This is a genomic window from Roseibium sp. R5, assembly GCF_055755305.1.
In genome coordinates, this window is the sequence record NZ_CM146910.1 from 790,049 (window position 1) to 810,945 (window position 20,897).

Consider the following 20,897-nt stretch of genomic DNA (forward strand, 5'->3'; position numbering starts at 1 on the left):
AAAATTGTTCAATGATTAAGCCACAGCCTTAGATACGACTACGTCAGCAATTTGAAACCGTTGATCATTGGAGCGGGATAGGTTTGATTTGAGCGCATCACATAGTGTCATAAGCTCATCGAGTTTTTTCACGATAAGCTTTTGCTCGAGTAAAGGAGGTACAGGCGTTGTCGCTAACCTAATCAATTTTATGTTCAAAGTCGGCTGAGCAAGTACTCGAATATCATCGCGAAAATTTGACTGCATAAAGTCACTTTGTAGAAGCCACAAGAGATAGGCTTTGTCAAAAAACTGGGAGGGCACTATTCGGCATATAGCCCGCGCAATATTGGCACCACGCCAACTTTCAGGCGCAACGCCTAGCTTGCCAATACTCCCGACCACTCCCATGAGTATCTCCCCCCCATTGAGCCGCGTACGCGCATATTGAGCATCAATTTCACTGCTTATCGACTTTTCGGGAAGTTCCGGCGGATGAATAATGGAGAGATCGGCGATGCGTACGAATGGAACTCCGTCATCTTGGTGTTCGCCGGGGACTAGCACTCCATATGAGATTGTAAATTCAGGATCAACGCAGTCTTCGAACCTGACCCATTCCCATCCAGCAGGAAGATCAAACTGCTCCTCATGCTCATCAACCGGTGGCAATGACTTTGACTTCTTGATCTTCCCATCTGCAATCAACCTGGCTTTTTCAGCCTTAACCCGCTTCAACAACTCAGACGCCGGCTCGTCATTCGGGTCTTGCGGGACGAGCTTCCCCATCACAGCCAGCTGCAGGATGGTTTGTTTGAGCTGGTCAACGCTGTCTTCGGTCGTGAAGAGGATGTCAAAATGCTCCTCGATCCACGCCCAGTTCCGAGTGAGTTCTTTTGCATCCTGGCTGTCGGAGAGCGTGGCGAGCAGCTGTTCGACCAGCACCTGATGCGCCTCGACCGCGTCAGAAGTCTCTGCCTGCAGGGTGTCACACAGCGCCATGAGCTCATCGACCTTTGTAACGATGCGCTGTTGTTCAGCGAGTGGAGGGAGTGGAAGAAGCAGTGTTTCTAGCGCAGACTTATTGAGATTCTGGATCCCTATACCTTTACCGCCATGAGTTGTTTGGCTCCGATAAAATGGCGTTTCGAAGAAGAAACGAAAATATGGCTCAAGTTTCTCGGAACATGGACGCACAACTCCGCAAAAGGCACCGAACGTAATTGACATATTTTCAGTAAATTGAGCTGCTTTGCCGACAAGGCCTGCTGATCCGCTCGACATCGCAATGACCATATCCCCTGGGCGGACGAATTGGCGCTCGTTCACCTTTTCCACTGGGACATAAACTAAATCAGTGAACTCGAGCTTTTTTTGTATGTTGCCCCCCCTTAGCAAAGGGATTTTGCCTACCTCTTCTGCATTAGAAGCATCGCTTTTTGAATAAGACACACCACGAATTACCTCCGCAGTTTCCTGTAACCTCGTCCACACCCAGCCAGTTGGCAATTCGTATGGTTGCTCTTCCACCCCAGTCGACAGGCGATGCTCAGCCTTACGGCTAGGACCTCTTCTAATAGAACCGCCATTCTCTGTAGCAATCCCTTTAAGAAGTATCGAAGCCGGTTCATCATTCGGGTTCTGAGGTACCAGCTTGCCACGCACAGCCAGTTCCAGGATCAGAGCCCGGAGTTTCTCGATCCCATAAAAGCTGACTTTCTTCGTGCGACCGCGCCCAGCGCCGTTCTTGCGTTCGATCGCACTGGTCCAGATGTCGAGGTTCTCGGTGAGAACGGTTTCGATCCCCATCATCGCCTTCACCTTGCTAGCGCTTCAGCTAGGATGGATTTCAGCTGATCCCGGACCGACTGAATGGAGTTCTGCGTCTCCTGATAGGCCTCCAGAAGCTCTTCGGGAGCGTGAACAAGCTTTTCCGCCTGGTGTGGGTTCTTTTGGTCCAGGTTGTAACCCTTGGCAGCAATCTCCTCAGCACTTACCTTCCAGGCTTGTTCCGTTGCCTTACGAGCCCTGAAACCATCGGCTTCATCCCCCCACCAGTCCCGCTCAGCTTTAAATTCCGAAAACTGCATGGGCTTGGTCTTGTTGTAGCTGCTCACGCCGTCCGGATAGGGGTGCTCGTAGAACCAAACGTCCTTCGTAGACACACCTTTGGTGAAGAACAGGATGTTGGTCTTGATGCCGGTATATGGATTAAAGACGCCGTTCGGCAGGCGCACGATCGTGTGGAGATTGCACTCTTCCAGAAGGGCTTTCTTGAGCGTCGACTTGGTGCCTTCGCCGAAAAGGAAACCATCCGGCAGCACGACACCTGCCCGCCCGTGGTTTCGGAGAAGTCTCATGATCAGCGCCATGAACAGATCGGCGGTTTCGCGCGTGCGCAAATGGGACGGAAAGTTGTTTTCTATGCCGTCCTCTTCAACTCCTCCGAAAGGCGGGTTTGTGGCGATGACATGCACACGGTCCTTGTCACCATAATCCCTGTACGGCTGCTCCAGCATGTTGCCGTGCCGGATACCCGAAGGGGTGTCGATGCCGTGCAGGATCATGTTGGTGACGCAGAGCATGTGCGGCAGCGCTTTTTTCTCAACGCCGCGAATTGTCCGCTGCAGCTTCCTCTGGTCGTCTTCGGTTTTCACCTGGTCGCGCTTGTGATCGATGGTGCAGGCCAGGAAACCGCCGGTACCGCAAGCCGGATCAAAGACGATCTCATCCAGCTTCGGGTTCAATCGATCAATGATGAATTTCGTTACCGCGCGCGGCGTATAGAACTCACCCGCGTTGCCCGCGCTTTGCAGGTCCTTGAGGATCTGCTCGTAGATCGAGCCGAAGGTGTGCCGGTCGTCGCTGTTGTTGAAATCGACTTCGTTGATCTTGTTGATCACCTGACGGATCAACGTCCCGGATTTCATGTAGTTGTAGGCATCTTCGAAAACGTCATGAACGATCTTTGCGCGCGCAGCGTTGTCCCCCTGAACCGGCAGGTCCGTTTTCAGCTTCGGGAACAATTGAAGGTTTATGAAGTCGGCCAGCCCCTCCCCGGTCAAGCCTTCCTTGTCGGCAGCCCAATTGCGCCAGCGCAGATGCTCCGGGATCGGAGACTCGAAGTCATCATCGATGAGCTCAAGCTCGGCTTCGCGATCATCCAGGATCTTCAGGAAGAACATCCAGACAAGCTGGCTGATGCGCTGTGCGTCACCGTCGACACCCACGTCCTTGCGCATGATGTCCTGGATCGATTTGATGACACCGGAAATATTGCTCATTCGTTGGAAGCCTGTCCATAAATCTGGTTCTCGAGCTCGCGGAGTGCCTGCTCATATTTGGCCTTGCCACCGAAAGCGCCATTGATGATCTCGATTGGCGTTCCGATGTCCGTAAACGGCCTCAGGCGAAGCACCTTGGGCTCTTCAATGCTGGTGATACCTTCATCCGCATATTTGTCCAGCAGGGCTTCCAGGACGGCGCGGGCCTTATCCCCATACTTGGCAAAGTAGTTGCGCTTCTTGACCTTCTCCGCCCGCTCTCTGCGGGTGAGTGGCGGCTGATCGTAGGCGATGTGGCAGAGGAGATCGAAGTCGCCGAAATCCTTGCCGACTTCCTCCGCCAGATTAGCCAGCACGATGCCATGCTCCTCCAGCTCCTGAATGATGGCCTTCTTGCGATCGCTCGATTGCCATTTCTGCATGAAGTCATCGAGCGAGCGATATTCACCCTTGATCTGCTTGCGAGCGAATTCGCGATAGGATTCAGTGATCAGCTGTCCATCAGGTCCGAGATACTCAATACGCTCGGCGATGATGCGGGCATCGACACCACTTACATGTACCTTCCGCGATCCCGGAGTTTCCGGTCCATCGGTATCGTCTGGCTCGTTGTCCTCGCCTTCGCCGTCGCCGCCAACATCGTCAGGATCCGGCGGAACGGGGTCTTCATTATCATCCGGCTCATAAATCACGACCGGGTCGCCATCGAAGTCCGGATCCCTGAACAGCTTGGTCGCTTTCTTGAAATCCATGATGGTGAAAAAGAACTTGTTGTTTTCCTCATCGATGCGCGTTCCGCGGCCGATGATCTGCTTGAACATCGTCATGGAATTAATTGTACGGTCCAGAACGATGAGTTTGCAGGTCTTCGCATCGACCCCCGTTGTCATCAGCTGTGAGGTTGTGGCGATGACCGGATAGGGCTCCTCCGGATCAATAAACCGATCCAGCTCCGCCTTGCCCTCGGTGCTGTCTCCTGTGATCCGCATGACATACTTGGAATTGTTGCGCGCCAGATCGCCGGCGGCATTCACGATGGCCTTGCGCATGCGTTCCGCGTGGTCGATGTCCTCGCAGAAAATGATCGTCTTGGACATCGGGTCCGTCGCGCGCAGCAGCTTCATCACCCGTTCTGCGACAAGCTTTGTCCGCTGGTTGAGCACCAGGATGCGGTCCATGTCCTGCTGATTGTATTCCCGCTCCTCGATCGCATTTCCAAGATCGTCGACCATCCCCGGCGGCGGCGTCCAGCCTTCGATGTCGCGGTCAATATCAATGCGGATGACCTTATAGGGCGCCAGGAAGCCGTCCTCGATGCCCTGTTTCAAGGTGTAGGTGTAAACCGACTCGCCGAAATAGGTGATGTTGGAAACGTACTCGGTTTCCTTCGGCGTGGCGGTCATGCCGACCTGAATGGCGCTGTCAAAATAGTCCAAGATTTCTCGCCATGCAGAGTCGTCTGCAGCGCTCCCGCGGTGGCACTCGTCCACCACGATGAGGTCAAAGAAATCCCTCGATACCGACTTGAAAATCTTGTCCGCTTCTTCAGTCCCGGTGAGCGCCTGGTAGAGGGCAAGATGAATTTCATAGGCGGGATCTATCCGTCGGTTCTTCACCTTGGTCATTGCGCCGCTGAAGGGCTTGAAGTCATTCACCAGGGTCTGATCGACAAGGATATTTCGGTCTGCCAGGAACAGGACGCGCTTGACCTCTCCAGCCTTCCAGAGGCGCCAGATAATCTGAAAGGTGGTGTAGGTCTTTCCGGTGCCGGTCGCCATGACGAGCAGGATGCGCTTCTGTCCCTTTGCAACGGCTTCGACTGTCCGGTTGATGGCCTCCACCTGATAGTAGCGAGGCTCCTTGCCATCCGGTTCCGCATGATACGACTGCTGCACGAGCGCCGTGTCGTCGGTGTCTTCGATATTATGAAACTCGCGGTATCGCCGCCAGAGTTCATCAGGATCAGGAAACTGTTCAAGGACGAACTCGGTCTCGATGTCCTCGCCTGGCTTCGCTACCTTGTTATGCGAGGCAAAACCATCTCCGTTTGAGCTGAAGGCGCTGGGGACATCCAGAATTTCGGCATAGCCCAGCGCCTGCTGGAGGCCATGAGAGACCGTGTATCCGTTGTGTTTGGCCTCAACGACCGCAACGGGGAGCGATGGTTTCCAGGCAAGCACGTAGTCGGCGTATTTTTGTTTTTTCTTGTTCCGTGACGCCAACTGTCCGCGAACGATCACTGGGCCAGGGGTCAAAGTGACCTCGCGCCTGATCTGGGTAAGAGGATCCCACTTCGCGGCCTTGATCGAGGGGGTGATGAAAAGATCGCAGATATCCGACTCACTGAGCTTGAGCTTCTCTTCCTTTTTCAATATCGCCCCCACCACCTGAAACAGGACTTCAATCTAAAGTCAGGTTTCTAATCTTGTCGCCTGCTACACGTTGTAACAGCAACGATTGAAATTCCTCAATAATTTCGTTGTTGGCTTTAGATTTCGGATTGGACAGTTCGCTCCTTGCTGTCTTTGCCACATCCGGACGATCTATAGTCCAATATCTTGGAGCATGTCGTTCTTGGACTTGCTGTGTCTGGATTGGCGCGGGATGCCTGAACCAGTTCGAACCAGTTTCCCCTGCTCCTCCAAACTCAACTTGCCATAGCTCGTCAGCGTGGTCATCGCCCCTTCATGCCCGAGGTTCTGGCTCCAGGCCTTGAATTCCGCAATTGAAAGATCTCGCCGGTACATCTCGGAAACGATCATGTCCCTGAACCGATGAGGCCCGAAGGCTTCAAGATCCGCGCGTTCAAAAGCGGCCTTGAATATCGTTCTGACAGGAGAAGCGTTTGCCCAGTGCTCACGACCCAATCCAACGACTGAAAAGCACTTGTTGTGATCCTGCCCTAAAGCCGTCTTGGGAAAGAGTGGATCGTTGTCCGCAAACAGAAGATCATTGGAGAGGTAGTCGACCCAATCGAGAAAAATCCGCTCGAGTTCATCATCAAGTGGGAAAAGGAAAGTGTCTATTCGTTTGCCGAATTTCGTCTGCACCTCCTTCGGGTTTTGAAGCACCAGGCTTCGCCGCCGATCGAAATGCTTTAGCTTCAGAGTGACAAGAGCTCCGTCCCGGATACCTGTAACTGCGATGAAGGCCACGAGCGCGCGATCACGCTTTTCGATTGCAGTGCTCGATGGCATCAACGAGATGACCTGCTTGACCATCTGTAAGGACGGATAGCCTTTGTCGGCCGGCGCGCTTGCCGCACGAATATCCTTTTCCGGCAGGTTAAGGAATTCGATCTCCGAGAACTTGATCTGACGCTTGTAGCCAGGCTGAAGCGCCAGCCAGCCAAAGAAGCGTTTCAGGCAGGTGAGCGTTGACAAGATAGTCGCCGGCGCAAGGTCAGCTCTGGACAGCGCCTCCTTAAACCGCATTGCCTTCTTCTGGTCGAAGCATTTGAAACCTTCGAAGCCAGTGTTCTCCTCATAGCGGAGGATGGCCCTTTCGAACTGTCGAACAGTCGCGCCTGACTTGCTTTCCGCATGTTCCAGATACTCAAAATAACGATGCTTGATCCGCAAGTTTTCCGCGTTTCGCCTGACCATCTCTGATCGTCCCTTCAATCGTTGCAGCCCGTCTTGCACTTAGAAACCAAGGCTCAATTGCGTTGATTTTCTTTTGATGGGCGCACCTTCGGTGCTTGTGGGCTGGACAGTGCGCTTAACGTTGGGTTTGTTGCACCTATCCATTCGCTGCAAAGCTGGCATTGGCGCATCAAATACCTGCCGGATTTCCAGCTCTTTCGCCCTGCTACCGGCTTGGGACATTCGTGTTCCACAAACGCTGCACAGGCCTTTTAAAGTGACGGTCTTGTCGTTGTGCGGCTCGATGGAAAAGCTATTGTCTGCCGGCTTTCGGGGACGCCTGCACTTGCAGCAATAGAGCTCTCCAGGCTGGCAAGGACGTTTGCCCTTGTCCCAGCGGGTAACGAGCCACGCCTTCAAGTCGGCACCATGGACTATCGGTGGACGTTGATCGTCGATGGTCGGTAGCCCGTCCCGAAGCCATCGCCTCACCGTTGCCTGGTTGCGCCCGAGCGCTTTTCCGATTTCGGAAACCGAATAGGTTTTCGTGGTGCGGATCCGGCGAAAGTCCGGCTTGCGCTTCTTGCGGCCCGACATGCTCACGCTCCGAAGGTCTTGTCTGGATATTCGGAGGTCGACTGGTACCGGTTTGCCTCGATCCAGGCATCCACATCACAAGGGCGGTAAACAACGCGTCGACCGAGCTTGGAATACGCTGGCCCAGCGCCGGACAACCGCATCTTTGCCAATGTGCTGATTGAAAGGCCGAGTTGCCTGGCAACCTGTGCGGCGCTCAACACCAGCTGTGTGTTCGTAGTCATTGATCCATCACCATCGATTCGCCGGACAACCCCGGCAGGTGAGGGAAGCGCTATCAATCAGTTGAGGTGTTGCGCACGTTGTTTTCTGCGCAACATATCACTAACTTTTTAGTGTCAGCGGCGGCGCTTGGAACATGCGGACGTATCTTTGAAAGTCTTCTTCGCCCATCCAACGGGAGATCGTGCTCACATTGACACCAACTGTTTTTGCAATTTGACGGTTTGAAAGTGATGGGTTCTCGGCGACGAATTTGGCAACCATGGTCCGGCGCCATTTCAAAACACGTTCTTCCTTGAGCGTACTCTTGAATAGGCCGAGCCGATACTTCAACAGGATTTGAAAGGAATCTGGTGGCGGATATCCATAGTAAGCAAAAGCTTCGACGAGTGTGCCAATTGAAAAATCAACCAGAGCATTGGGGATTGCCTTACCGGCGCTGATCGCATGAGGATTTTCGGTCAGCGCTTTTTCGCGCTCTGACAATGCGTTCAAAATCTCACATATAAATTTGTCGATATTGTCTGGGTCGCCATCCAACGCTCCCAAAAAACTATGAATTGAAATCCCGAACCGCTCATAGTCGCCTTCTAATTGAAAGGCAAAATCCATACCCCAGCTTGGCGATGAGTTATCGCTGGCCAACACCATCCATAGCGCAGTGTCTGAATCAGGAAATCGGCGCTTGAGCTCAAGATAGTCATCGATCGTAAACGACCATTCCAGGTCTTTTAACAACGTCTTTCTTGTTCGCTTCCTGACCAAAAACTCAAAGCTCACTGATCTTGCCAATAGGATATAGCCACCAAGATGCCCATAACGTAGAACTATACCAAAAATTGTGGTTTGACGTGCCCGTTATCCAAAAATGAAGTTGTTGGTCGTCACAGCATGCCGATGAAGATCAGTGCGGTAGGGATGGGATAAATGGCGAGAGGCGGAACACGTGTTTACTGTGCAAGATGCCGGCGAGAGACTATTTGCCGTGCTATTTCGCCGACCAAACTGGGAAAGAAAAAGGCACAACGCGTCAACCATGAACAATACGTTGATATTCATTGGTTTAGGCGTGGTCGCGAGTGTTCGGATTGTGGAAGCATTTTTCTTACAGGTGAGTTAGACGAGACTTTCATCCAGGAGCTGGTGGACCTTCGCAATTCCTGGCTTTCTAGAATTCGTGGTGCAGCAGGAGCAGCTCGTCGACGTTGCAACAAAAACGCTCGCGTCGAAACGGTATTTTTGGAAGATGCGCAGGCCTTTATAAGAGCGTGTGCATATTGGGATCATCCAACAAGCTATTCATATGTTGGGGCACCGAAACACGCTCGACGGGTCTACCTACATTCACTGGGCTGGGCGGTCGACTTCGGCGCAAACACGTTCCTACCCGGCATGGCGATTGCTCGCGGGCACAAGGAAATGGAGCACATCTTCGAAGAGTTGGAAGCTGGAAAAATCTGTTTCCGCGACGACGCATTGCGGCGCCTCAAGCGCGTCATATCCGGATGTGTCGCAACACAAGACGGGCATGAATACAATGGGTATTACCCAACCGAACACGGATATCTCAGGTTCGGCACGCAGTTAATTTATACAGACGATGCGGCTGCATTTATCCTGAATAAAGCCGATCCAAAACAGCTTTTGATGACACGCTTTACAACCTAGCTATCCCTTTCCTGAAAGTTTAACAATTCGACCAAGACTATTAGAAAGCAGCGCCTTGATACTATTTCCGACAGCCTCGCTCGCCGCCTTTACCGGATCATCATGCAAGTGCGCATAGCGCTGTGTTGTGGCACTGTCGGCATGACCCAACAAGGCCCCAATAATCGGTAGGCTCGCCCCGCCGGAAACGGCGATACTCGCGAAGCTGTGGCGCAGATCGTGCAGGCGAACATCTTCAAGGTTCGCCATTTTGCGGATGATCCGCCAGACCTTTGGCGTACCCTCATAGTGTCCATCACCGCGAAGTGCAGGAAATACGAAGGGTGACTCGTCGAGGCGCGGGATTTCGTCGAGTACTTCCAAGGCGCCAGCGTTCAGTGGGAATGTCTTCTGCCCCGTCTTGGAATCCTCAAGACGAATATAACCGCCGTCGAAATCAACTGCGCTCCACCGAAGGGTTTCGATTTCGCCTTTACGTGCGCCGGTAAAAATCAAAAGCTTGAGGATCGCAATAGCATAGGGGTTCAGACCTTGCTCCAGTCCGTCATGCAAAGCCTGGCCCAGCGCGACGAGCTCCTGCTGGCTAAGGTAGCGATCGCCCTTTTTGTCCTTGAAACGTTTCACGCCCCGCACAGGGTTGGTTTCAATCATGCCGCAATCAAGCGCATAGGAGAAAATTCCGCCCAACAGGCCTACCGTTCGTGTTGCCGTCCCTTGTCCGCCCCGAACGATCGCACGGCCACGCAGGCCGGTTTTTTCATCTTTGGCGGTTTTGCCGTTGGCGACATCCTGTAGAAAGCGTTTGATGTCCGCCCGGGTAACCGTTGGCACCTTCTTTCGGCCTAGCAGGGGTTTGATGTGTCGCTCTATCCGCCCCCTATCAGTGGCAATCGTACTCGGCTTTTTGGTGCCGATGCCATGCTCGAGGTATTGCTCGCAAAGCTGCGAGACGGTAATCTGCTTTTTCTCGTCCTGTTTTTCCTTGGCGGGATCTTCCCCATTTGCCGCACGGCCCAATATTTTCCGCGCTTCGGCGCGTGCCTGTTCCAGAGTCCAGGGAGACCCGTGCGCCCCGATTGTCATGCGGCGGCTTGGAGCGGTTCGTCCACATCCGACACGATATTTGCACACGTAGGCCTTGCGGCCGCCCTTTGCGATCTTGATGCCGAACCCCTTCAATTCCCCATCCCATAGGAAATAGTCAGCGCTCTTCGGCTGAGCCCTGTCGATGGCGGATTTCGTCAGCTTGAGTGTCATGGGTTTGGGCCCTGATCGGTGGTTACTTTTTCAAAAAAGTAACCACATAGTAACCACCGAAGCCCGAACGTCAAGGAATGTCCATCAACGTCAATTCTAAAATTACATTATATTTCTGTATCTTATATAATATTCAGGAGTCTCAGAAACTCTAGAAAAATTAATATCCCTTGCCCTCCGAAGGCAGAGGCCAGAGGTTCGAATCCTCTCGGGTGCGCCATATTTTTCGTTCTTATTGCTTTGTAACCGTCGGTTTCCAATCGTCGATCTTCAACCGATCTTTCGTCATCTAATCCGCTATGGAAGTCGAACGTATCCGTTCCGCTGTTCGGAGACATAACTCTAGTTCTCGGAGCTGTCAGCGTCTCTTTCCGTGCGGGCCCAACCAGCCCTTTTTGGTCTGAACACAGCCACTGGATACTTGGCAATGCGCACAAAAACATGCGCCACAAGTCTCAAGAGGTTTCGTGCGGGGATGACATCCCGGCCATACACCCACCAAACCGTCAGTGTCGCGACTAAAAACGCCAAAAGTGTTCCAAAAGCCATTCCGAGGGGGAGTAAAGGTAGTTTTAAAAGGGCTGTCAGGATCAAAGTGCTCAAGACTGCAACACCTTGCAGGAAGATGAGGATCGTCAAGGGAGGCACGAGAACACTCGCGGCCAACGCGGCCGCAGACCACCTGCCTTGAGCAAGGTGTTTCGGCAAACGCCACAAAGCCACCCCCATGAGCGAGAGATGACCGCGTACCCACCTGGACCGCTGGGTGGTGGCGCCCTCGACCGAGTGTGGCAGAGGGCTCAGGATGATCGCTTCATCGCAGAAAATTGGAGGGGTGCCTTGAGATGCGAGATCCAGACCCAGTTTCATGTCTTCCACCAGATGCCCATGCGCCAGATCAGCCTTTGCAAGAACGTCCCAGGGAAACGCCATGCCGCTGCCGGTCAGGAACGAGGGACCGCCCAGATTACAGACACCGAGAAGACGGACCCAATTTTTGAGACGGAAGGTGAAGACCGAGACTTTTTGCGCAATCGTGTCTTCAGACTGCGTCATCAGATACCGCGCCTGGACAGGACGCCCCAAGTGGCCCGCCACCCGCCGGATCCTGTCCAACGCCGAGGCTTCGGGTACGCAGTCGGCATCCAAAATCACCACGCAGCCGGGCGGGTTTTGCTCGAGTTGGCGAACACCAAAATCAAGAGCGAATCCCTTCCCGCGGTGATCCGGATCATTTCGCTCGATCACTTCGGCCCCGTTCCGGCGCGCAACCGACGCGGTGTTGTCGGTGCAGTTGTCGGCAACAACCAGGATCCGATCAAATGGATAAAGCCCCTTTTGGCTTGCTTTCAAGGTTTCCGTTAACCCCGCTTCCTCATTGTGAGCCGGTATGAGGACAACCATCGGGACGCGCTCTTCTGAACACTGGATTGGCCGCTTTGGCAAAAAAACGGCTGCAAGAACTTCAATACAATAGACAACTGTCATGACAAGGGTGATCGACACCCAAACCAAAAGCCCGGTGTAGGTCACAGCTCCCAACAGAGTTATTGTATCGGTTGCCGGCATTCGGCAGGCTCCTGCAAAATTAGCGGATGAAAAGACATAAACTCCAGCAACTGGAAGTCACCGCAAGGCATCTGCACTGTCATAAGCGCTGGCAGTCATCCTGTCTTGCCTTTGATGGAGTCGATTTGCCTAATCCGCATCGACTTGTCCATCGAGATAGAGTGCCAGTGCAGCGACCGGACCGATCGTCTGATGCACTGTGTATTCCTGCTGTATGATCACATCTGGAAACTCGATTAGGTTTTCAAAATACGGAATTGCAAACCGTGATGGTTCAACCTTGGTGTTTTGGGACTGAGATGTCAGTCCGACCTCCGCAAGCGGAGACCACGACGGTCCGAAGATCCATCCATAGGCAAAAGCATTTGCCGGAGCCCAGCCGTAGATGATGATCCCCGGCGGGGCTTGAACGCCCATCGCACGATGGTCTTCATGAAGTGGATGCAGTATTTGCCGTGCTCCCACTCCGGTCATAAGGCTCATCCCGGTTTGGTTTGCACCTAGCAGACCATTCAGGGTTTCCAGCACAAGCCCAGTTATGGCGTTGTCACCTGTCAACATGTGCGTTCGCATAGCCAACTGCGCTATTCCAGAATCTGGCGGACCGCCCTGTCCCCATCCCGCAGGAGCGTAAGGGTGTTTCATGCTCGGATAGGTGTTCGTTTCCTGGGCCTCCAGCAGAAGCGCAGTTTCTGATTTGAAGAGATTTTCCAGCGTCTTGCGTATGCCTTGGTCCGTTTCCGAGCTGTTCATGTAGTCCCAAGCGGCATCGCTCTTTTCCAGATACAAGTCCCAATTTTCCCTCAGCCGTTCTTCTGCGGCTGTTCGAAATCTCAGCTCTCCAGTCGTGCGGTAGAGGGAACTGGCAGCAGCAACGCGGAGCGTTTCAGCTTCCGCCTTCAACTTTATACGTATTTCGGGCCAGCCTTCAGAATCTGAGTAGCCTCTGGCAACCAAACCTGCGACCGCATCAGCGTAAAAAGCATCCAGGTCGGAAAACCCAGCCTCGGCAGCGTCCCAGGCCCGAGAAGCACTGTCCATGTAGACAGCGGCCAGTTCCGGTTGGCCGTAGGCTTCCAAATGCCGTGCAAGGCTTCCAGCGATTGCCGCATATGTGTAAGTGCTGCTGATGTCAGGTGCATATGTGAAAACAGGAAGGGTTTCCAGAAAACTGGCAGTGCCCAGCAATGGATGTCCAGCGCTTTCAATTCCGCCCCGAACTGTTCCATCAGGACCTTGCAGTCTGCGGAAAAAGTCGATCGTCCATATGGCTTCATGAAGGAGGTCCGGGAGGTCATCGGTGCCGGCATAAAGCTCTGGATCCAAATACTCTGAGGATTTCGGAATGCCATAGGATGTCCTCAGGCGGTCCGCGGGCAGATAGTCGAGAAGATCAAGAAACAGGCGGGACACGCGAAGATGCACAATATGACGATCCCAATCACCGGCATCCACATAGCCTCCCCAATAGTCGGCCCCGGCCAATTTTCCATTGCGCCATGTGCTGTTGGCCGCATCCTCAAACGGCACAAGCCCCAACGTGCCGTGGCTGGAGAACGATAGAGGCAGGGTGCTTTCGGCGATTTCCACATTCAGACCTGGAACGAAAGCAGCCGGCCGCTTAAAACCAAACCGCCCATCCAGCGCGATCCCGCTGCGATGATTGTAAAGCCCTCCAAGTGCTGATCTGCCAATGTCTTTCCAGTGGTCTGAAGACACCTGGAACACATCGGACACGCCGAGCCCATCCACACGAATCCGGTAGCTCCCGTTCGGCTTTGGCACCCAGTCGCTGTAATCCATCTCAAAAACGTAAGTGCCGGCCCGGTTGGCCGAATAAGCGCGACGTGCGGTGGCACCTGGAGCCACTGTGGGTGGCAGCGCAGACTGACTGTCGAGAATTTCGATCGTCTCCAAAGAAACTGCACCGACTGTGGCGAACACCGCGGCAGCATCTTCGGCACCGGACAGCCTCTGTAGCACGATACGCTCGCCAGTTTGAAAATCATGGCCTGGCACAGTGATTGACGAAGTCCCGGATGTCTCGATCCCAGTTACGGGTACAGGTCGCTCTCCGAGTGCTGCGTAATCAATTAGCGGCGACCCCAGTCCATTCCATGGCTCTTTCGCGTCCGGCAACGACTTGAGTTTCATATCGGCGGAGTACACGGCGGACCCCGCTTCATCCAGAATTGAGAACCGGGCGAGACCGTAACTGCGGAAATCAATCGCGCCGGCACTTAGGCCTCCTGGAACCCACAATGCGAGATACGCCTTTTTTGAGTGATCTTCCGGGGCGTGTCCGACCTGTGTGGACCGTATGCCTAGTGCACGTGTTATTGACGGGTCATAGGTGAACGTGGTCTCGGAAAACAGGTCACCAGGCCAGCTAAGTGTGTGTGTCCCAGGCTCCAAAGGATGGCTCAATTTCAGAAACACCTGGTGTTTCATCGCCGCTGCCGTCCGGCTGCGACCGGATGATGACCGATAGAAGCCGGAATCGTAGGGAAGCGATTTCCTGTAGACAGACGTGATGGCCGGCTGGCCGTTTAATCGGTATCCGTCGACCTGATCGACAACCGCTCGGTCGAGCAACTCAGCCGGTGGCGTGTCGGCCAACCTGAGATGGCGCCGTTCTGGACCAATCACCATCCCCCAGGTGTCGCGATGCGCGATCCAGGTCCCCACCGGTTGGGGGAGCGAACCTTCAAGCTCAATGATTGCACCATGTTTAAAGTTGGGATCTTTGATCTCAACACTGATCATATCGGGCGTTGCAATCGTGACTTCCGCGATACGTAGATCTTTAGCAAAACCATATCCCGTGGCCATAAGAAGCCAGACAATTCCCAGCCATAGTCTCAGACGAAAAACCGGGAGCACATCATCCATTAACAGAATCTCGTTATTCCAAAGCGGGGTTCAGGTATTATCAGCTGAAATGACAAAAAAAGCCTGAATTAGGGTCGGTGCGAAGTGTGAAGATAGCGTTCGTTCTCATCGTTTTGTGTTGCACGCTGCCGCTTGCGCTTCTGGTACGGCGGTATGAGATCCTCACGCGCATCTTCTGGATTTCCTTTGGCGCCGCAGCCTTTTTCATGACCAGCATACCGCTACTCGACATCGGCGTAATTAACGCTCCCGATGGTTGGGTTGGTTTTGTCTACGGCATCGAGATTTCGATCGTCGATTACCTAGCGGTAGTGGCATTTTTCATACTGCCACGCCACCGCACCTCTTGGCTGTTTTTCTTGCCGTTCGTTGTTTTCACGGCCGTTGCCGCAACATCAGTCCCGAACGCTGCCAACCCGACAGTCGCATCCTTCGGAGTCTGGCAGTTTGCCAAAATGGCATTTGTTGCAGCAATCGTCGCCCGTGCCTGCGCGTTTGAAGAGGTGCCGTACCTTCTCCTACGCGGTATGGCCCTTGGCATTATGGCCCAATTGGTCGCGTCGCTGTGGCAACGGTTTGGGTTGGGCTACGCCCAGGCTCCTGGGTTGTTCTTGCACCAAAATACCCTTGGGATGATCGCTCATTTCGTCCTTTACCCGTTTCTGTACATGCTCCTCACCCAAAGCCGGGGCACGATCTGGAACGGTCTGATAATTCTCACCGTTTTATGCTGCATGCTGCTCACCGCTTCCCGCGGAGCAGTCGGTTTCACGGTGATCGGCATAGCCCTCACATTTTTGATCGTCGCTCTGACGGGTCTTACCAACCGCATCATGGCAGCCGCCGCCCTCGCGGGGATAGCAGCTCTTGCGCTTGCACCGGCGACCTATCTTGTTTTCGAAAAGAGATTTGAAAGCGCTGCTCTAAGCGAAGATGTTTATGACGAGCGCGCAGCGTTCAACAGGGCCGCAGACCTCATCAGGGACGATTTCCCTGCAGGCGTTGGCTTCAATCACTACACCTATACGCTCAAGCGGTATAACTACTCCCAGCTTGCCGGCGTTCATCAAAACGAAGGCAACATCAACAACATCGTCCATGACGCTTACAGATTGATCGGTGTAGAAACCGGACGGGCGGGCCTGCTTTCATTCTACGCTTTGCTGGCAGTGCCATTGGTTACCGCATTTTTTGTTGGGTGGCGCCGCCGCTTGATACCCGATGGCGGGTTACTTCTGGGGTTTGGCACGGCAATGCTCATCGCCTACCTCCATTCTCTGTTTGAATGGATTTTCCTGATCAAGCAGGTGCAGATCGTGTTTGCCATCGTGGTTGGAATGACATTTGGCATTGCTAGCCGTCGATACGCAGATGAGACGTCTATCCATCAAAGAGTTGCAAGCGAAAATCCAGTCGCCACTTTCACGTTCAAAGCGGGGGCTTTGAGCAAATAGGCGCGGCCATAATTGGTTCTGGGTTGGGTGAACGGGTGTATAGGTTTCCGTAACCATAGAAACCAATATACTGTCACAATTTTCAATGGTCAGATTTCATTTGGCCCGTTTTTACAAATTTGAACTAAATCTGGCACTCAGAGTGCTACGATCAAACCAGAAGTACATGCGGTGGAGTAGGAATTGCGGCTTTATCCGAACACAACAGCGCAGCGATTTCCGCTGCGGATAATCGGTGTTCTATTGGTGCTGTTTTTGGCGCTACCGATGTTTGCTTTGGGCGGATCGATCCCGACTAAGGCGGACGAATACCGCCTCGGCATCCAGGACCGGCTGCGCATCTATGTGGCGGAGTGGCCCGCCCTTACCAATGAATTTGAGGTCGGCGCATCCGGCAGTGTGGTGTTACCCATCGTGGGTGAGGTGGATGCAGCCGGGCTTGAACCGCGGGAGTTGGCCACAGAAATCGCTAAACGTCTCCAAGAGCAAGCCAAACTTCGCTCACTCCCAAATGTGGCTGTCGATATTTCCGCTTACCGGCCGTTTTACATTCTTGGAGCAGTCACATCGCCGGGCGAATACGCGTATCGGCCCGGGATGCTGGTGCTCAACGCTTTGAGCATTGCCGGGGGCGTTTATCGTCCACCAAGCCAGTCGGAGTGGGGCCTTGAAAGCTCTGCCATCAATACATTGGGTGAACTGCGAACGCTCAGAAGCGAGGCGGCCGATCTGGAAGCGGAAAGGGTCCGTTACGAGGCTCAGGCAAAAGGGGAAACCGTGTTTCCGCCGCTCCCAGAAGATGCGCCGCCAAATCTTACGCGTGCGCTCGCCGAGCAAGCTCAGCTGTTTAGAGCCTCACTGCAGCGATTTAATAATGAAAAGAAATCACTGACAACGGCAATTACCCTCTTTGAAGGCCAGATCACACTGCTAAATCAGCAACTGGAAGATGCCAAACTCAAGCTGGATTCTTTTCAGACGGAGCTGGAAAAAATCCAGGATCTGATCAAACAGGGCTACGGCTCACCCCGCTTGCTGCCGCTCAATCGCGAAATAGCAGACGGACAGCTGGAGAAGAAGCGACTTGAAGTGGAACTCCTGCGCGCCGAACAAGAACTCGAAGCTGCACGTATCGAGCTGCGAGATCATGAGTCGAATTACCTCGACGAGGCCGAAACACAACTCGTCAGGATACGGTCCGAGTTGCGCGCCAATCAGGAACGGGTCAAGACACGGGAAAGCCTGGTGAATTCCGCGAGTGGTTTCACAGACCGCCAGCGGCCAAATAGTGAGCTCAGTTTGCCACAAAGCCTCACTTTCACGATCATTCGGACGGTCGACGGTGAGGTTCAAACACTGAACGCTGAGGAAACGACAAGCGTCAACCCCGGCGACATTGTGAAGGTCGCACGCTTTGGAGACGACGACCTGTCCGGAGCCATACCTCAGAGAGTGTCCTCTGGCAGCCTTCGGCTTGGAGAATAAGACAAAGTGGACGTTTCTTCTCTTCCAAAAACAGCCGTCAGATCGCTGCCAGTGTCAAACGGATCGACGTATGACTGGCAATGGATGGCGCGCGCTTTAATCGAGCGCCTATGGGTAGTCATTCTCATCCCGGCAATCTTCGGCGTGCTGGCAGTAACTTATGTGCTTGTCAGGCCTGCGACGTTTCAGGCAACCGCGACACTTGATGTCGTGAACTTGCGCCTCTTGCCCGGCGGGGGTTCCGGGGTGTTTCTACCTGAAGCGCAAGCCTTGCCGACGTTTCTCGATACCCAGCAACAGATCATCGGGTCCACCTCAATCATTATAGCTGCAATCGAGACGCTGGAAGGCACAGCGGCAGATAATGAAGCCGATGACGTGAAGACCGTCTCAGATATTGAGGAATTGGAAGCCTTCCGTCAGAGGCTTATTGTTTCCCGCATCGGGCAAAGCAACCTCATTAACATCAGCTTTCGGTCCGACGATCCGCAAACATCAGCAAACACTGTAAATGCAGTCGTTGATGCGTATCTGGCAAAACTTGAGCAGGACCGATTGGAAACCGCGGAAGCAGCAAGCGGCTGGCTTCAGGAGCAACTTCGCTCTGTCGGACCAAGGGCGACGGTGGTGTCGGCAGCCTACCCGCCCATTCACAAGAGCAACACCCGAGGCCTGCTTATCATTGCCGTCGCTGGTGTCATAGGTGGATTCATCGGTCTGTTTGCAGCCCTGATCTTGTCTTTCTTCGACACGCGCATCCGAAACCCGGAGCAACTCACCAATGTGATTGGACAGCCTTGCCTTGGAGTAGGCAAAACCAGTTCACGCACGAAAAAGAAGGCTGGAACTGCGGACAAAAAAAAGGAACTCCGACCGGCTTCTGCTAAAGTAGAGGTTGATGACTCAGCCTTGTTTAATGTTGCGTCGTTGATACAAAGTTCGACCTCTGAAACTGGCAGCCGAATGCGCTACGTTGGGGTGACCTCGCTGCAAAAAGAAAGCGGCAGCGCTTTGGTCTCCGAACAATTGGCTCGCCTCATTTCAACACCCGATCATAAAGTTCTTCTGGTCGACGCAAACGCATATAGCAGTGCCGCATCGTCAAAAAACCATGTCACTGATGGCGAACGCGGTCTGATCGACATCATTATGGGCAAAGGCGAGCTGTCCGAAAAAGCTGTGAAACGGGAACCGGACACCGGTCTCTCGACCATTTCCATTGGCACAGTTAAAAACTCTCAACGAGCTGGGCAATTGATCTGGTCAGACAAGTTGCGGGAATTAAAGCCATCATTCCGGCAATATGATTTGGTGATTTTCAACTTGCCACCATTGTTTGCGTCAACGGACGTGGGCGCGGCGTCGAAGTACCTTGATTCAATCATTTTCGTCGCAGAATGGGCAAAGACATCACAAACGGATCTGGCGACCGCGCTTGCACTAAATCCTTCAATTCATAAGAAAATCATTGGCTCCGTGCTGATAAATGCCAGAGAAAACCCATTGATATTTTTGTTTTCTCCGGTCGCAAACTTCTTACGGAAACAAAGGACTTTTCTATCCGGTGCCGCCAAGTGACAGCGCAATCGACGCATTCCCCTATGCCGGAAAATGGTGCCATCGGTTACATCCTAAACACATATCCAGTTCCGAGTGCGACATTTATCCGGCGGGAGATTCACGCACTTGAAAATCTCGGGCTCAAGGTTACGCCGTTTGCCTGCCGGCGTTTTGCCGGTGATCTTGTAGATCCAAAGGATCGGAGCGAGGCTGCGCGAACTGAATATTTGCTTGATGGAAAACTTGCCGACCTGCTTCTGGCGTCCATCCGAGAGATCTTTACAAACATTACCGGCGTTTGGCGCACCCTGCCGATTTGGAAACAGCTGCACTCGAACGCCGACGGCGGTTTCGTCCGGCACGTAGCTTACTTGATGCAAGCCGCGAGCCTCCGCCAAAAGGCGAGCCGATCCGGAATCCGGCATCTTCATGCACATTTCGGAACCAACGCCACTGCCATTGCGATGCTGGCGCATTCCCTGGGAGGACCAAACTACAGCTTCACAGCACATGGCCCGAATGAGTTCGAAAATCCGGAGGCTCAGAGTTTTGCGTTGAAGATCCAGAATGCGGCCTTCGTATTGGCTATTTCGGATTATTGCAAAAACTTGCTCATCAGCTTCGCCCAAAGAGCTGAAGACAGTGAGAAAATTCATATCGCGCGCTGCGGGATAAGACTGGATGACTATCGTCCGCAGCCTCCCGTCAGCCCCACAAACAACACCTTTGTCTGTGTTGGGCGGCTGTGTCCGGAGAAGGGCCAAGTCCATATTCCGGCCGCCGTTTCAGCTTTGAAAGCGGATTATCCCGATATCAAAGTCATCCTGGTTGGCGACGGAGAGAGCCGCGCTGATGTGGAAGCTGCGATCAAAGAAAATGCGGTCGAGGACCATGTCGTCTTGCACGGGTGGGGCTCAAACTCGGAGGTCCAGGATTTCATAAAGTCGTCACGTGCCCTTGTTCTCCCCAGCTATGCGGAAGGCCTTCCGATCGTCTTGATGGAAGCTTTGGCCCTGACCCGGCCCGTTATTACGACAACCATTGCCGGCATACCGGAACTGGTAAATACCTCATGCGGGTGGCTGATCGAACCAGGCGACGAAAACGCGTTGGCAGAAGCCATTCGCTCTGCGCTGTCAGCCGATCCCAAAACACTCCAGGAGATGGGTGAAACAGGGCGCCAGCGCGTCACCGCCATGCATGATATCAGTGATTTGGCACGGGCCCTATGCGAGCACCTCAAATCATATGAACATGACAACGTACTTAGGACACCGCACATCTAAAGATTCAAGCGCATATGTCTTGCATTCCATTTTTTACGGTTTGCAAGACGTCCGATGTCA

Annotated in this window: 15 protein-coding genes; 5 read left to right on the forward strand and 10 right to left on the reverse strand. The window is 53.5% G+C overall.

What is annotated here, in order from left to right; translation table 11 throughout:
- Positions 1-15 precede the first annotated feature (15 nt).
- From AC0J4F_RS03675 to AC0J4F_RS03705, 7 genes are all read right to left on the reverse strand, one after another.
- Positions 16-1,791: a restriction endonuclease subunit S gene (locus AC0J4F_RS03675; protein ID WP_473025430.1), complete on the reverse strand. Its 1,776-nt coding sequence runs from the start codon at positions 1,789-1,791 to the stop codon at positions 16-18.
- A gap of 5 nt (positions 1,792-1,796) precedes the next feature.
- Positions 1,797-3,263, reverse strand: coding sequence for a type I restriction-modification system subunit M (locus AC0J4F_RS03680; protein WP_473025431.1), 1,467 nt, complete (start codon positions 3,261-3,263; stop codon positions 1,797-1,799).
- On the reverse strand, positions 3,260-5,635 hold the full coding sequence (hsdR, locus tag AC0J4F_RS03685; RefSeq protein WP_473025432.1) for an EcoAI/FtnUII family type I restriction enzme subunit R: 2,376 nt from the start codon (positions 5,633-5,635) through the stop codon (positions 3,260-3,262). Before hsdR ends, AC0J4F_RS03680 begins: the two co-directional genes overlap by 4 nt.
- A gap of 171 nt (positions 5,636-5,806) precedes the next feature.
- Positions 5,807-6,868, reverse strand: a complete 1,062-nt coding sequence (locus AC0J4F_RS03690) for a tyrosine-type recombinase/integrase (RefSeq protein ID WP_473025433.1) — start codon at positions 6,866-6,868, stop codon at positions 5,807-5,809.
- A 39-nt stretch (positions 6,869-6,907) separates the two neighbouring features.
- Complete coding sequence (locus AC0J4F_RS03695) at positions 6,908-7,444, reverse strand: hypothetical protein (RefSeq protein ID WP_473025434.1); 537 nt, start codon at positions 7,442-7,444, stop codon at positions 6,908-6,910.
- A gap of 2 nt (positions 7,445-7,446) precedes the next feature.
- The gene (locus AC0J4F_RS03700; RefSeq protein ID WP_473025435.1) at positions 7,447-7,668 is read right to left on the reverse strand and encodes a helix-turn-helix transcriptional regulator; all 222 of its coding nucleotides are present in this window, start codon (positions 7,666-7,668) and stop codon (positions 7,447-7,449) included.
- Positions 7,669-7,768: 100 nt separating this feature from the next.
- Positions 7,769-8,446 (reverse strand): hypothetical protein, encoded by a 678-nt coding sequence (locus AC0J4F_RS03705; RefSeq protein ID WP_473025436.1) that lies wholly within the window; start codon positions 8,444-8,446, stop codon positions 7,769-7,771.
- Positions 8,447-8,593: 147 nt separating this feature from the next.
- Here AC0J4F_RS03705 and AC0J4F_RS03710 point away from each other — a divergent pair, with 147 nt between their 5' ends.
- On the forward strand, positions 8,594-9,334 hold the full coding sequence (locus AC0J4F_RS03710; protein ID WP_473025437.1) for a hypothetical protein: 741 nt from the start codon (positions 8,594-8,596) through the stop codon (positions 9,332-9,334).
- Here the strand turns inward: AC0J4F_RS03710 and AC0J4F_RS03715 are convergent, their stop codons facing one another.
- From AC0J4F_RS03715 to AC0J4F_RS03725, 3 genes are all read right to left on the reverse strand, one after another.
- Positions 9,335-10,591, reverse strand: a complete 1,257-nt coding sequence (locus tag AC0J4F_RS03715) for a tyrosine-type recombinase/integrase (RefSeq protein ID WP_473025438.1) — start codon at positions 10,589-10,591, stop codon at positions 9,335-9,337.
- Positions 10,592-10,933: 342 nt separating this feature from the next.
- Complete coding sequence (locus tag AC0J4F_RS03720) at positions 10,934-12,160, reverse strand: glycosyltransferase family 2 protein (RefSeq protein ID WP_473025440.1); 1,227 nt, start codon at positions 12,158-12,160, stop codon at positions 10,934-10,936.
- 129 nt (positions 12,161-12,289) lie between these two features.
- Positions 12,290-15,052: a glycoside hydrolase family 9 protein gene (locus tag AC0J4F_RS03725; RefSeq protein WP_473025441.1), complete on the reverse strand. Its 2,763-nt coding sequence runs from the start codon at positions 15,050-15,052 to the stop codon at positions 12,290-12,292.
- A gap of 86 nt (positions 15,053-15,138) precedes the next feature.
- Here AC0J4F_RS03725 and AC0J4F_RS03730 point away from each other — a divergent pair, with 86 nt between their 5' ends.
- The 4 genes from AC0J4F_RS03730 (at position 15,139) to AC0J4F_RS03745 (ending at position 20,837) form a co-directional block, all read left to right on the forward strand.
- Positions 15,139-16,506: an O-antigen ligase family protein gene (locus AC0J4F_RS03730; protein WP_133949359.1), complete on the forward strand. Its 1,368-nt coding sequence runs from the start codon at positions 15,139-15,141 to the stop codon at positions 16,504-16,506.
- A 183-nt stretch (positions 16,507-16,689) separates the two neighbouring features.
- Positions 16,690-17,991 carry a polysaccharide biosynthesis/export family protein gene (locus AC0J4F_RS03735; RefSeq protein ID WP_133949361.1) on the forward strand — a complete coding sequence of 434 codons (1,302 nt, stop codon included), beginning with the start codon at positions 16,690-16,692 and terminating at the stop codon, positions 17,989-17,991.
- Between the two features lie 6 nt (positions 17,992-17,997).
- On the forward strand, positions 17,998-19,569 hold the full coding sequence (locus AC0J4F_RS03740) for a Wzz/FepE/Etk N-terminal domain-containing protein (protein ID WP_166672705.1): 1,572 nt from the start codon (positions 17,998-18,000) through the stop codon (positions 19,567-19,569).
- Positions 19,566-20,837 (forward strand): glycosyltransferase family 4 protein, encoded by a 1,272-nt coding sequence (locus tag AC0J4F_RS03745; RefSeq protein WP_473025442.1) that lies wholly within the window; start codon positions 19,566-19,568, stop codon positions 20,835-20,837. The genes AC0J4F_RS03740 and AC0J4F_RS03745 overlap by 4 nt, the downstream gene beginning before the upstream one ends.
- Positions 20,838-20,897: the final 60 nt, after the last annotated feature.